The 12594-nt window shown below is 68.0% G+C and carries 12 protein-coding genes; 3 read left to right on the forward strand and 9 right to left on the reverse strand.

What is annotated here, in order from left to right; translation table 11 throughout:
* The first annotated feature begins 42 nt into the window (after positions 1–42).
* Together tatA and tatC are read left to right on the forward strand one after the other, a co-directional pair.
* Positions 43–297: a Sec-independent protein translocase subunit TatA gene (gene tatA / locus FWJ47_RS09265; protein ID WP_211358993.1), complete on the forward strand. Its 255-nt coding sequence runs from the start codon at positions 43–45 to the stop codon at positions 295–297.
* A gap of 4 nt (positions 298–301) precedes the next feature.
* Positions 302–1153, forward strand: a complete 852-nt coding sequence (tatC, locus tag FWJ47_RS09270) for a twin-arginine translocase subunit TatC (RefSeq protein WP_246126241.1) — start codon at positions 302–304, stop codon at positions 1151–1153.
* On the opposite strand, the gene FWJ47_RS09275 is transcribed toward tatC, so the two are convergent.
* The 9 genes from FWJ47_RS09275 to FWJ47_RS09315 form a co-directional block, all read right to left on the reverse strand.
* Complete coding sequence (locus FWJ47_RS09275) at positions 1145–3067, reverse strand: helix-turn-helix transcriptional regulator (RefSeq protein WP_147107255.1); 1923 nt, start codon at positions 3065–3067, stop codon at positions 1145–1147. The two genes, tatC and FWJ47_RS09275, sit on opposite strands and share 9 nt — an antisense overlap.
* Before the next feature lie 23 nt (positions 3068–3090).
* Positions 3091–3492 carry an FKBP-type peptidyl-prolyl cis-trans isomerase gene (locus FWJ47_RS09280; RefSeq protein WP_147107258.1) on the reverse strand — a complete coding sequence of 134 codons (402 nt, stop codon included), beginning with the start codon at positions 3490–3492 and terminating at the stop codon, positions 3091–3093.
* Positions 3492–4679, reverse strand: a complete 1188-nt coding sequence (locus FWJ47_RS09285; RefSeq protein WP_170228543.1) for an FKBP-type peptidyl-prolyl cis-trans isomerase — start codon at positions 4677–4679, stop codon at positions 3492–3494. Before FWJ47_RS09285 ends, FWJ47_RS09280 begins: the two co-directional genes overlap by 1 nt.
* Before the next feature lie 125 nt (positions 4680–4804).
* Complete coding sequence (gene pafA, locus FWJ47_RS09290; RefSeq protein WP_147107265.1) at positions 4805–6295, reverse strand: Pup--protein ligase; 1491 nt, start codon at positions 6293–6295, stop codon at positions 4805–4807.
* Positions 6296–6298: 3 nt separating this feature from the next.
* Positions 6299–6499 (reverse strand): ubiquitin-like protein Pup, encoded by a 201-nt coding sequence (locus FWJ47_RS09295; protein WP_147107270.1) that lies wholly within the window; start codon positions 6497–6499, stop codon positions 6299–6301.
* A gap of 43 nt (positions 6500–6542) precedes the next feature.
* Positions 6543–8249, reverse strand: coding sequence for a depupylase/deamidase Dop (gene dop, locus FWJ47_RS09300; protein WP_147109268.1), 1707 nt, complete (start codon positions 8247–8249; stop codon positions 6543–6545).
* Between the two features lie 20 nt (positions 8250–8269).
* Entirely contained in the window at positions 8270–9823 is a 1554-nt protein-coding gene (arc, locus tag FWJ47_RS09305) for a proteasome ATPase (protein WP_147107273.1), read from the reverse strand.
* Positions 9810–10865, reverse strand: a complete 1056-nt coding sequence (locus FWJ47_RS09310) for a tRNA (adenine-N1)-methyltransferase (protein ID WP_147107276.1) — start codon at positions 10863–10865, stop codon at positions 9810–9812. The genes arc and FWJ47_RS09310 overlap by 14 nt, the downstream gene beginning before the upstream one ends.
* The gene (locus tag FWJ47_RS09315) at positions 10865–11560 is read right to left on the reverse strand and encodes an HAD family hydrolase (protein WP_246126244.1); all 696 of its coding nucleotides are present in this window, start codon (positions 11558–11560) and stop codon (positions 10865–10867) included. Before FWJ47_RS09315 ends, FWJ47_RS09310 begins: the two co-directional genes overlap by 1 nt.
* 53 nt (positions 11561–11613) lie before the next feature.
* On the opposite strand from FWJ47_RS09315, the gene FWJ47_RS09320 reads away from it, so the two are divergent.
* Positions 11614–12579, forward strand: a complete 966-nt coding sequence (locus FWJ47_RS09320) for a PAC2 family protein (protein WP_246126245.1) — start codon at positions 11614–11616, stop codon at positions 12577–12579.
* Positions 12580–12594: the final 15 nt, after the last annotated feature.

A 12594-nucleotide genomic window follows, 5' to 3' on the forward strand; every position in this document is an offset into this window, starting at 1 on the left:
GGGCTTATCATGGTGGAAATCTGAGAAAGGACCGGTGTACTCATGAGCATGCCATCACCCACGATGTGGCTGATCATCCTCGCAATCGTGCTGCTGCTCTTCGGAGCTACTCGCCTGCCCAAACTCGCGAGGTCCATGGGCCAGTCCGCACGTATCTTCAAGGACGAGGTCAAGGACCTCCGCGAGGACGACCGTCCCGAAGAGAAGGCGGACGCTGAGGACCGTGAGGTCGAGGGCCGCGTGATCGACGGCGAGACCCCGCGCACTTCTGAGGCTGAGCGCAACAACCAGCGCTGACCCTATGGCTCAGCCCCCTTCCCAGGAGGAGATCCGCCAGCTGCCGGGCGCCCCTCGCAGCGGAGCCAAACGCGGACGGCGCCGCCGCGACGCTGAGGGGACCATGTCGCTGAAGGAGCACCTGCTCGAGCTCCGCAAACGTCTGGTCTATGCCGTCATCGCCGTAGTGGTGGGATCCATCGCCGGCTTCTTCGTCTACGACTGGCTCTTTGCTGCGCTCTCTGAGCCTGTGCTGACCTACGGCGAGGAGTTCGAGGACCGGCAGACGATCATTTCGTTCAATGCCGTAGGCCAACCGTTGGACATCCTGATCCGCATCTCTGTGTTCGCCGGGATCGTGATCTCCTCACCCGTCTGGCTGTACCAGATCTGGGCGTTCATCATGCCCGGGCTGAAGAAGTCCGAGAAGCGCTACGCCATCGGCTTCATCGCCGCCTCTGTGCCGCTGTTCGTGGCCGGCATCGTGAGCGCCTACATGCTGCTCCCCCGCGCGATTCGGTTCTTCTTCGGGCTGAACCCCGAAGGCACGGCCAACTTCATCGAGCCGGCTGTCTACTTCACCTTTGTGCTTCATCTGTTCCTGGCCTGCGGCCTGGCGATGGTGCTGCCCGTGGTCCTGGTGGGCATCAACATGATGGGCGTCGTCTCCGGGAAGGACATTCTGAAGTCCTGGCGCTGGGTGGTCATGCTCATCGCTGTCGTCTCCGCCTTCGCTGCTCCCGGCGGTGAGGTCATCACCATGTTCTTCATCATGGGCCCACTCTGCCTGCTCTTCGGCCTGGCGATCGGCCTGACACTGCTGCTCGACCGCCGCAGGGCCAAGAAGGAAGCCCGCCGCGAGGCTTCCCTAGCCTGAGGCTTCCTGCCCGGCCAATTCCTGTGCGGCGCGGGCATGGACCTGTTCACGCAGCTCTGCAGGCTGAAGAACCTCAATATCGCCGCCGCCTGCCATCACGTAGCCGATGGCCGCCTCAGAGCTGCGGAAATGGGTGGCGATCATGACGGTCCCGTCCTCCTTGTCCCGGTGGATCCGCTCGGGGGCGAAACGCTCCGCCGTCCCTGCCGCCGGCGGTGCGAAGCGGAGCACGACGTCGATCGACTCGCTGCTGCGGGCCGCCCGGGGCCGCTGGGCCTCGGTGAGCTCCAGCTCTGCCGCCTCAGGTCCGCGCGGCTCCTCCGGCAGGAGGTCCAGCTGCTCGATGCGGCCGAGCTGGAAGAGCCGCTCCCCCCGAGCCTCTCGGCACCACGCCCTCATGTAGGTGCTGGGCCCCTCCTGGACGATCTGAACGGGCTCAATGGTGCGTTCAGTGGTGCGGCCCTCCGCGTCGGTGTAGCGGAGGCGAAGGCTGTGCCCGTGACGGATCGCTGCACGCGCCGCAGCGATCGAGCGGACATCCGCGGGGGTGCGCGCCAGGGCCATCGACTCGGCGGCGCTCACCAGTTCGGCCGGGACGACGTCCGCGATCTTCCGCTGCAGCGTTCGGGCCGCGTCAGCAATATGCTCGTCCTCGGGCGGGCAGAAGTCCACCAGCGCCTTGAGCGCGATGAGCACGCCCAACGCGCCGTGGCGGGTGAGTGAGACGGGCCGGGCCATCGCCTCGACCGCTGCCCCGGCAGGGCCGGTGAGCTCCACCGGCGCGTCCGCGGCGAGGTACTCGTCGTGGAAGCGGCCAGCCTCCAAGGGCGGGGCCGGGTGGACCTCCAGGTAGTCCCCGGAGTATGAGTCGCCGAATGTTCCGGTCATGCTCAGGGACAGCAGATCGCGCTGCAGCTGCTCGGGGGTGATGCTGAATCGCCGCAGCAGCTCCGAGGGTCGCACCTCCTGACCGCTGAGCAGCAGGGCCGCCATATTGATCACCCGTTCAACCTTGGCCTCAGCGGCATCGGATGAGCGCCGTGGGGTGACCGGGCGCAGCCGCGGGACCTTCGGCGCGGTGCCGGTGTGCACGGCCACGATTCCCTGCAGGAGTGCGGCGCGGCTCTCCTGCGCGGGGATCTCCTCCAGAGCACGAGCGACGTCGGCCTCACTGTGCTCGGTCCCAGCGGCAATGGCCTCAGCCGCTCGCCGCTGCTCCTCAGAGAGGCGCTTCAGGGGCCGCACGTTCGAATGGATGCGGTCGAGACGGAAGATGCGCGGAGCCAGCCGGTCCAGGTCGTAGCCGTAGAGGTACCAGTGGCCGCGCGCGCCGACTCCCAGTCCGACCACATGTCGGGCGGCCGGCCCCTGCCGCCCGCGGCCGGTGTACTGGAAGGTCAGCGGAATGCGCATGGCCAGCGCGGAGAGCTCCAGGAGACGCTCGATCTCCTGCTCGGACCCGATGGAGGCCTGCAGCGTCTGCTCCGTCTCAGACCCCTGCGCGGGCATCCCTTCGGGGCTCAGAGCCCAGAGCGCGTGCTCGAGACCACGGACGTTCGAATGGGCGAACATCACCTGGGCGCGGCGCAGCGCCAGCCGCTCGGAAGGGGTCAGCCGCAGGTCAGGCAGACCGTATTCCTCAGGGTCGATGCCGTACCGATAGTCCCCGCCGTCACTGGTCTCCGTGAGCGGCACACCGGAGGCGCGGAGGTACTCCTTGTCTCGGCCGAACATCCGCTCGAAGGAGTCATCGTCCTGTCCGGAGGCTTTCAGCTCCCGATAGCTTTCCACCCGTTCGCGCAGCTGCGCGCGGGTGATGCCGGAAGGCCCGGCGTCGAGCACCGTCTTAGCCACGGAGAGAGCCCTGACGACGCCGTCGTCGGCCTGCTGCTCCTGGGCTGCGCGCTGTGACACCGGGTCCTCTGCCACCAGGGTGCTTAGCTCTTCTCCACCCGCATGAGGTCGACCACGAAGATCAGGGTCTCGTTGGGGCCGATAGCCGCGCCCGCGCCCTGCTCGCCGTAGGCGAGGTGGGGCGGGATCTCGAAGCGGCGGCGTGCGCCCTCCTTCATCCCGATCAGGCCCTGGTCCCAGCCCTGGATGACCTGGCCGATGCCGGCGGTGAAGTCGAGTGTCTGCTCACGGTTCCAGGAGGCGTCGAACTCCTCGCCGGTGGAGAAGGCCACGCCCACGTAGTGGCACGAGACCATATCGCCGGGGGCAGCCTCGGGACCGGAGCCGGGGATCAGCTCCTCGATGATCAGCTCCTCGGGCGGGGTCTCGCCGGGGAAGTCGATCATGGGCTTGCTGCGGTCATAGGTGCGCTGCCCGAAGGACATCACTCATCACCCTCTTCAGTGTCTGCATCGTCGTTCTCGGGGTCGTCTGCGTCGCCTTCGGCCTCCTCAGCATCGCCGAGGAACTCCTCGAGCTGGTCCACGGACTCGACCCCGAGCTGTGCGGCGAGCATCTCGAGCTCGTCTGTGGAGATGCCCATCTCGTCAGCGAGCTCCTCAAGCTGCTCCTGCTCCTCCTCAGAGAGCTCCAGCTCCTGAGGGGCCTGCTGCTCCTGCTGCTGCTGGGCCATGATGTCGGTGACGGTCTCAGCGTCGATGACCTTCACCAAGTCCACCACGAAGATGAGGGTCTCGTCGGGGCCGATGTCCTCTCCCTGGCCGTCCTCGCCGTAGGCCAGCTCCGGGGGAATCACCATCAGGACCCGGTCTCCCACGCGGTGGCCCGGAATGCCTTCGTTCCATCCCTCGATGGCCCCCTGCTGGGTCATCGCAGCGACTTCCTCGTCCATGGAGAACTCGAAGGGCTCGCCGGGGGTGCCTTCGTCGCTCCACGAGGAGTCAAACTGCTCGCCCTCGGACCAGGTCCAGCCCCGATACTGGGCGAAGACGTAGTCCTCCTCGCCGATCTCCTCGCCGTCGCCCTCGATGAGCACCTCAGTGCTCAGCTCCTCGGGGGCGTCCTCGAGATCCTGCTCAGCCAGCTCCGGAGCCTCCCCGATGGTGGAGTCGATCTCCGGGAGGCCACCGGACTGCTCCACTTCCTCACCGTCTGCGTGCGCGGGAGATTGGTCCTCAATGTGAAAGACGTACAAAGCATCTTCCTGGTCAGGAGCGGCTTCCTCATCCCCTGAGCGCAGGTAGACGGCGACATCAGACCCCACTGTCACGCCCTCGTCACTCAGGGCCTCACCGATGAACTGGTTCTGCCCCTCCGCGCCGAGGAATGCAGGCAGCGGCAGATACGGGGTCAGCTCCTGGTCATACGAATCCTGGAGGACATCGCCTTCAACCGGGTCAACGGCTACGAGGTGGTACTCCAGGAGAGAGTCCTCTGAGACCTGCTCGCCATCGCCTGCGTTCAGCACACGGGAGGCATTCTCCTCAAGCTCAATATCCTCATGGATGAGGACCTCCGGGGCTCCCTCGTCCTGGTGGGTGACATCGACGCCGGAGAGCGCGTCAGAATCGCCGAGACCATCGTCCTCGGCGTTGCCGCAGGCTGACAGCATAAGGAGCGCAGAGGCACTCAGTGCAAGGGGCTTGAGGGGCAAGTCAGACGTAAACATCACAGGAACTGTACCCCTCCTTCGGGCACTGAGCACGCCGTCATAGGCGGGTTACGCTCCTCGCCGAGTCAGACGGGCGGAAGCCCGGCCTGCTCGTCCGCGTCCGTCCGTGCGTAGAGGTCCGTGAGAGCCAGGGAGGCGGCCCCCTGCTCACGCTCGGCGATGCTGCGAGCACGAAGCTGGTGCTGCCGGTCCCCCAGCTTGTCCAGGAGCGCCTCCACCCTGGAGTCCTCCGGGACGAAGGGGTCCTTGACCATCACAGCCTCCAGGGGTCGGTCCACAAGCTTGTGGTGAACCCAGTCGGCCTGCGCCTCGGCGCCGAACGCACGGGCGGTGGAGAGGAACTCGCCGCGGACCGCGGCACGAGTCGCGGGGGGCTCCACCATGGCCCGACGCACCTGATCCTCGGTGATGATGTCTGTGACGCGACCGCGCCGCAGCAGAAGGTGGAACAGACCCCTCTCCGGGTGAACGTCGTGGTAGGCCATGTCGATCTGCTCGAGCTTGGGATGGTCCAGTCCCAGGCCCCCACGGTTCGCAACCTCTTCGACCAGCCGCTTCTTGATCGCCCAGTCGATGTCCCGGTCCACGAGGCTGTGGTCGCCGGTCTCCACGGCCTCCAGAGTCCGCCCCCAGAGATCCAGGACCGTGTCCACGTGCTCATGGTGCGCTCCCCGCTCGGCGATGAACCGCTTGGCGCGTTCCAGCAGGCCGCGCTGGATCTCCACGGCGTTCATCGGCTCAGATCCCCGGATCCGCACCTGGGCGGTGCCGGTGATGTCGTGGCTGATGTGGCGGATGGCCCCGATGGGGTTCTCCATCTCGAAGTCGCCGATGGGCACCCCGGCCTCGATCATCCGCAGCACCAGGTCGGTGGAGCCGTACCGCAGCAGCGACGTCGTCGTGGACATGTTGGAGTCGCCCACGATGACGTGCAGGCGCCGGTGCTCGGCGGCGTCGGCGTGCGGCTCGTCCCGGGTATTGATGATGGGCCGAGAACGAGTGGTGGCCGAGGAGATGCCCTCCCACATGTGGTCGGCCCGCTGGGAGAACGCGAAGTGCGCCTCGCGGGTTTCATCCGCCGGGACCACTCGGCCCGCACCGGTGAGGATCTGGCGGGTCACCAGGAACGGCAGCAGAATCCCGGAGAGGCGTCGGAAGTGCGTGGTGCGCGGGATCAGGTAGTTCTCGTGGCTTCCGTAGGAGTTCCCGGCGGAGTCCACGTTGTTCTTCAGCACGTAGACGGTGCCGTCGAACCCGTCCTCGGCGATGCGGCGCTCGGCCTCCAGGGCGAGGTCATGCATGATCGCCTCGCCGGCGCGGTCGGCGGCGATCAGGTCGAGGAGGTCGGCGCACTCGGCAGTCGCGTACTCGGGGTGCGAGCCGACATCCAGATAGAGGCGCGCTCCGTTGGGGATGAAGATGTTGGAGCTGCGCCCGAACTCGACCACGGGCCGGAACAGATACCGGGCCAGCTCATCCGGGGGAAGGCCCCGGCCGCTGGTGGGCCGGTGGGTGATGCCGAACTCGGTTTCGACCCCGATGACGCGACGGTCCACCGTCTACTGGCCGCCCTTCTGCACGAAGCCCTTCACGAACTCCTCCGCGTTGGACTCCAGCACAGTGTCGATCTCCTCCAGGAGGGAGTCGAGCTCCTCTGCCTGGGCGGCCGCCTGCGGGTTGCCGCGGACCTGGCCGGCCTGCTCAGTCTCCGGGGCATCACCGCCGCCGGGGCGCTGGGGCTGCTTCTGCGGCTGAGCCATCAGTGGATCTCCTCACAGGTTGGGCGCAAGAGCTCATGCCAGTCTACGGTCCGCCCACCAGGCGTTCGAGCCCGTCGATGAGGCCGGCGTCGTCCTCGGCGGCACGAAGCACCGGCTCGGCCTCCACCCGGGCGGCGGCCCGCGGCTCAGCCAGCGGGATGCGAACCAGCGGGGCATCCGGCTCGGCACGCAGCAGCACCTGATCCCAGGAGGCGCCGACGAGCAGGTGGGAGTACTCGGAGACGAGGGTGCCGCGCAGCCAGGCGCGTGTCTCCTCGGGCGGGTGCGCGGCTGCCCAGGCGATCTGATCGTCGGTGAAGAGCCGCCGCATCCGCCCGGCGCGGACCAGCTTGTAGTACAGGCCCCGGTCCTCGCGGAGGTCGTGGTACTGCAGGTCCAGGATGCCCAGCCGCGGGGAGTCCCACTCGAGGCTGTCACGGCGCCGGTAGGACTCCATCAGCTGCATCTTGGCGACCCAGTCCACCCGGTCAGCGGCGCTGGCGACGTCGGTGCTGAGGTCGTTGATCAGCTGCTCCCAGGCTTCGATCACCTCGGCGGTCTCGGTGTCCGGGGCGGTATGCGGCAGCGAGGGTTCGGTCTGCTCGCGGGCGTGCTCCTTCGCCGCCTCCAGGTAGAGCCGCTGGATGTCCAGAGCGGTGAGGTCGCCGCGGTCGGTCCGGACCGTGGTGGTGAGGGTGGTGTCGTGGCTGATCCGCTTCAGCGCGGCCACCGGGTCTGCGAGCCGGAGCTGCGGGGCGCGCCCTGCTTCGATGAGGTCGAGGACCAGCGCGGTGCTTCCCACCCGCATCCAGGCGGAGTACTCGCTCATGTTCGAGTCGCCGATGATCACGTGCAGCCGCCGCCATGCGTCGTGGTGGGCGTGAGGCTCGTCCCGGGTGTTGATGATGGGGCGACGGACCGTGGTCTCCAGACCGACCTGCTCCTCGAAGAAGTCAGCCCGCTGGGAGATCTGGTAGCCGGGGGTCTGGGCCTGCTGCCCGAGGCCGAGCCGGCCGGCTCCGCAGATGATCTGCCGGCTCGCGAAGAACGGAAGCAGCCCGGCGATGATCTCGTCGAAGTCCGTGGAGCGCGGCACGAGGTAGTTCTCGTGCGCGCCGTAGGACACCGATTTGTTGTCGGTGTTGTTCTTGTAGAGCATCACCTCCGGAGAGCCTTCCTCCTGGGAGAGCCGCTGAGCGGCGGCACGCGCGACCCGGTCCCCAGCGATGTCATAGAGGACCGCGCGCCGGGCGCCGATCGCCTCGGGCGCAGAGTACTCCGGGTGGGCGTGGTCCACATAGAACCGGGCGCCGTTGGTGAGCACCAGGTTCATCAGCAGCTGCGGCTGTCCCTCCCGCAGCTGGAAGTAGTCCCCGCGCCAGTGCGCCGAGCCGGGCGAGCGCGACGACGCCGCGGTGCCGCGCTCGGCGGCGTCGGCAGGGCTGGGGTCTCCGGCGGAGACATTGCCCAGGGCGTCCCGGACGGCGCCCGCGCCGGCCTCCTGCTCGGCGGCGTAGGTGAGCGCCTCGGAGCTGTCGGTGAGCTGGGTGGGGTGTGCCGCGGAGCGGGGCAGCACCCACCCGCGGGCATCGACCAGCGGGGACTCCGACTGGTAGTCCCACTCGGTGCCGGCCACCGCGGAGCCGGACTCGGTGGCGTGAGCGGCGTAGGCGTTGACGAGCTCGATGGACAGGGCCACGTGCGAGGCCCGGGGGTTCTTCGGCGCGTGGATCCCGTATTCGGTCTCCATGCCGATCAGCCGACGCACGCTCACGCCTGCAGCCCCAGTCCGGCCTGCATGGCCCTCTGCTCGGCGATCTCCTCGTCCATGGCCGCCTCGAGGTGCTCAGAGGTGATCCCCTTGGCCTCAGATGCTTCGCTGCGGGCGAGGAACTCTTTGATGGCGGCCTTCTTGGCCCGGTCGATCACGTTGCTGAGCACCGCGCCGGACATGAACTCCGCCTGGGCCGGGTACAGGCGGGAGACGACGACGTCGACGAGCGCCTCTCGGGCAGTCTCAGCAGAGCCGTGCTCGGCGACCATCGCCGGGCGCAGGGGCACCTCGGGACCCAGGTGGATCCGCAGGATCTCCCGGGCTCCGTCGGCTGAGGGCCTCTGGACCCGGATCTTCACATCCAGCCGGCCGGGCCGGAGAATGGCGGGGTCGATCATGTCCTCCCTGTTGGAGGCGCCGATGATGATGACGTTGTCCAGGGCTTCCACGCCGTCGATCTCGGCAAGCAGCTGCGGGACGATGGTGGTCTCCACGTCCGAGGAGACCCCGGATCCGCGGGTGCGGAAGAGCGCCTCCATTTCGTCGAAGAACACCACCACCGGCTGGCCCGCGGAGGCGCGCTCCCGGGCCCGGGCGAAGATCACTCGGATGTGACGCTCGGTCTCCCCGACATACTTGTTCAGCAGCTCCGGGCCCTTGATGTTCAGGAAGCTGGCGCTCTCGCCGTCCTCATTGAGGGATGAGGCCACCGCTTTGGCGATCATTGTCTTGCCGCAGCCGGGCGGGCCGTAGAGCAGGATGCCCTTGGGCGCCTGCAGCCCGTGCTCGCGGTAGAGGTCAGCATGGAGGAAGGGAAGCTCGACGGCGTCGCGGATCTGGTCGATCTGCTCAGCGAGCCCGCCGATCTGCTCGTAGGAGATGTCCGGGGACTCCTCCAGGACCACATCCTCCACCTCGGAGAGGGGGACCACCTCAGTGGCGGTCCCGGTGCGCAGGTCCACGACCACGGCGTCCCCGACCTTGGCAGAGACCTCCTCCCCCTCCTGCTGGCCATGAGCTCCTGCGGCATCAGAGAGGGTGACGACTCGCTCCTCCTCCCCGCGAGCGAGGATCACGAGGCGCCCGTCGGGCAGGACCTCTTTGACCCGGGCGATCTCTCCGGTGCGATCAGGGTCCAGGACGGCGACGATGGTGAGGTTCTCATTCAGCAGCACCTCGGAGCCGGGGTGGAGCTCTTCGGGCTCAATCAGCGGGGATATGCTCACCCGCATCTTCCTGCCGCCGTGGAGGATGTCGCAGCCAGCCCCTGAGGCGGCCTCGATCTCCCTGCCTTCGAGCCGGTCGCGGGGGGCGCGGTAGCCGATGATGGTCCCGAAGGTGAAGGGTGCCTGCCCGTCGGCGTTGAGCGCGCTGCGCAGCTCAACGATCTGGTTGCGGGTGGCCTCCAGCATTCCGGTCAGCCGCTCGTTGCTGCGGCCTGCGGCCTGCAGCTTGTCCTGAGCCTCCTTGTGGCGGGCGCGCAGGTCGTCCAGCTGCCGGTGGGCGTGGTCCAGCCGGCTCTTCGCATCGGCGAGATCATTCTCGGTCACGGCGGGTGAGCACCTCCTTGGCCTTCTCAGCGAGGGAATTGGCGTGAACAGCCGCACGGCGGGCTTTCTTCCCGGTGACGCTGCGGGTCTTCAGGGTCTCGTCGTCCCATACGGCGTCGTCGTTGTAGGCCGCCCAGGCCGCCTTGTCCTCCGGGGAGGGCTCGGAGACCTTCTCCCGCTTGGCCAGGGTGAGCGGTGTCTGGTCGTCGGCGAGCCGGCGGGCGGAGAGCAGGAACCCGGTGTGGGCGACCATCCGGTGGTCGGGGCGCACGGCGAGCCCGTCAAGGTGCCAGGTGCGCAGCATCGTCTCATGCGCTTCAGGCTCGGTGAACCCCTTGGAGGCGCGGATCTGCTCCGCCAGGCGGGAGAGCTGGGTGACAGTGGCCACGTAGGAGACCCATACCCCGCCGGGGGCGAGGACGGACTTCACGGTCTCGATGCACTCCCAGGGCGCGAGCATGTCGAGAATCACCCGGTCCACGCCGCCGGGCTCCTCAATCTCCAGGGCCTTCTGCTGCACATCCCCCTGGTGGACCTCCCAGCCGGGGTGGGACTGCCCAAAGAATGCCTCCACGTTGCCGACGGCGATGTCGGCGAACTCCTGGCGCCGCTCGTAGGAGTGAAGGGTGCCGGCGTCGCCGACAGCCCGAAGCAGACTGATGGAGAGAGCTCCGGAGCCGACGCCGGCCTCCACCACGTGGGCGCCGGGGAAGACGTCGGCGACTTGGACGATCTGGGCGGAGTCCTTGGGGTAGACCACGGTGGCGCCGCGGGGCATGGAGAGCACATAGTCGTTCAGCAGGGGTCGCAGCACCTGGTACTCGTAGCCTCTCTCGTTGGCGACGACGATTCCCTCAGGCTGGCCGATCAGCAGGTCGTGGCGGAGCACCCCCTGGTGCGTGTGCCACTCGCCTCCCTCGGCGAGGGTGATGGTGGAGGGCTTGCCCTTGCGGTCGATCAGCTGGACGCGCTGGCCGGGCATCAGGGGGCCCTTGCGCATGTGGGCGCCCACGGGCTGGGGGGAAGGCTGCGGGTTCGTCATCAGACGGCTGCCGGCTCTTTCGTCAGGAGGGTCTGCAGGTCCTCGGGACGGAGGCCGCTGAGGGTTTCGGCGAGGTGCCACCGGCCGGTCTCCGGCAGTGCGGAGCAGTGGGGCACGGCGAGGGTCACCAGCCCGGAGCCGACCGCGGCGGCGGTGCCGGGCACGGAGTCCTCGACGGCGATGCAGCGGTGCTTCTCCAAGGGGTGGCCGGTGCGTTCCTCGTGGTCGGCGGCCATCTTCTCGAAGCCGAGCTGATACGCCTCGGGGTCCGGCTTGCCGCGGGTGACCATGTCGCCTGAGACCACGAACTCAAGCTGCCCCTCGGGGAGCTGGTCGGCGATGACGGAGGCGAGGCGGCTCCAGGACATGGTCACCATGGCTTGGCGGATGCCGGCCTCATACAGGCTGCTGAGCAGCTCGCGGGCGCCGGGCCGCCACGGCACCTCCTCGGCGCAGCGGGCGATGACCTGGTCCATCAGGTGCTCGACGATGGCGGTGGTCTCCATGCCTACTCCGGCCTGCTGCAGGATGGAGGCGCCGAACTCGAGCGCCTGGCCAACCAGCAGCTCAGCCTTGGCCTCGTTCCACTCGCCGCCCCAGGCCTCCACGAGCTGATACTCGGCCTCGATCCAGTAGGGCTCGGTGTCCACGAGGGTGCCGTCCATGTCCCAGAAGACCGCCTGCAGTGATGACATGCCATTCATCCTACGGCTTCCTCGTTCAGCCCTGGCGCACTAGTGTGAAGAGCGTGAGCGAGGACTATTCAGAGGCTGAGGATCACCGGAGCCGGCACTCGGACTCCGAGCACCCGGACGCCCCGGCTGAGAGCGTCGACCGGGCGGAGCTGCTCGCCGCCCACCTGCGCCCGCTCATCGCGGACGGCTCTGAGGCGTCCCGCCGCCCCCGCATCATGGTGATGGCCTTCGAGGGCTGGAACGACGCCGGCGGGGCGGCCTCCGCGGCCATCCGCACGGTGGCGTCCTCCCTGGAGGCTGAGGTGCTGGAGAAGCTCACGGAGGAGGAGTACTACGACTTCCAGTTCTCCCGGCCCAAGATTCTCCGGAACCAGGGGCACCGGGAGATCATCTGGCCCTCCACCACGATCCTGCGGGCTGAGCAGCCCGGCGTGGGATTCGAGCTGCTGTTCGTCCACGGGGTTGAGCCCAGCTTCCGGTGGCAGTCCTACACCGCGGACCTGCTGACCAAGGCAGCCGAGTACGATGTCGACGCCGTCGTGCTCATGGGTGCGCTGCTCGCCGACGTCCCGCACACACGCCCCATTCCGGCGTCGTTCTCCGCCGAGGACGAGACCCTGCAGGAGGCGATCGACGTCGACTCCCCCACCTATGAGGGGCCTACTGGAATCGTGGGGGTCCTCGCCCACACCGCATACCAGGCAGGCATCCCGGCGATCTCCCTCTGGGCTGCGGTTCCTCACTATGTGGGCCAAGCCCCCTCGCCGAAGGCTCAGCTGGCGCTGATGCGGAAGCTTGAGGAGCTGCTGGGCTTGGGCCTGGAGACCGGTGAGCTCGCTGAGGACGCGGCCGCCTGGGAGCGGGGGGTGGACGAGCTGGCTGAGGACGACACCGAGATCGGCGACTACGTGAAGCGCCTCGAAGAGGCCACTGACACCACCAACCTCCCGGAGGCCTCAGGCGACGCGATCGCCGAGGAGTTCGAGCGCTACCTCAGACGGAGACGGCCTCCTGAATAGACCGCGGCGTTCCTG

Source organism: Nesterenkonia populi, assembly GCF_007994735.1.
Classification (GTDB): Bacteria; Actinomycetota; Actinomycetes; order Actinomycetales; family Micrococcaceae; genus Nesterenkonia; species Nesterenkonia populi.

What these genes read in the sequence shown, in the direction of transcription:
- tatA (WP_211358993.1), top strand. Translation starts at nt 43, where the DNA reads ATGAGCATGCCATCACCCACGATGTGGCTGATCATCCTCGCAATCGTG.
- tatC (WP_246126241.1), top strand. Translation starts at nt 302, where the DNA reads ATGGCTCAGCCCCCTTCCCAGGAGGAGATCCGCCAGCTGCCGGGCGCC.
- FWJ47_RS09280 (WP_147107258.1), bottom strand. Translation starts at nt 3,492, where the DNA reads ATGTCCTTCGGGCAGCGCACCTATGACCGCAGCAAGCCCATGATCGAC.
- FWJ47_RS09285 (WP_170228543.1), bottom strand. Translation starts at nt 4,679, where the DNA reads ATGCTGTCAGCCTGCGGCAACGCCGAGGACGATGGTCTCGGCGATTCT.
- FWJ47_RS09295 (WP_147107270.1), bottom strand. Translation starts at nt 6,499, where the DNA reads ATGGCTCAGCCGCAGAAGCAGCCCCAGCGCCCCGGCGGCGGTGATGCC.
- dop (WP_147109268.1), bottom strand. Translation starts at nt 8,249, where the DNA reads ATGGAGACCGAATACGGGATCCACGCGCCGAAGAACCCCCGGGCCTCG.
- FWJ47_RS09310 (WP_147107276.1), bottom strand. Translation starts at nt 10,865, where the DNA reads ATGACGAACCCGCAGCCTTCCCCCCAGCCCGTGGGCGCCCACATGCGC.
- FWJ47_RS09315 (WP_246126244.1), bottom strand. Translation starts at nt 11,560, where the DNA reads ATGTCATCACTGCAGGCGGTCTTCTGGGACATGGACGGCACCCTCGTG.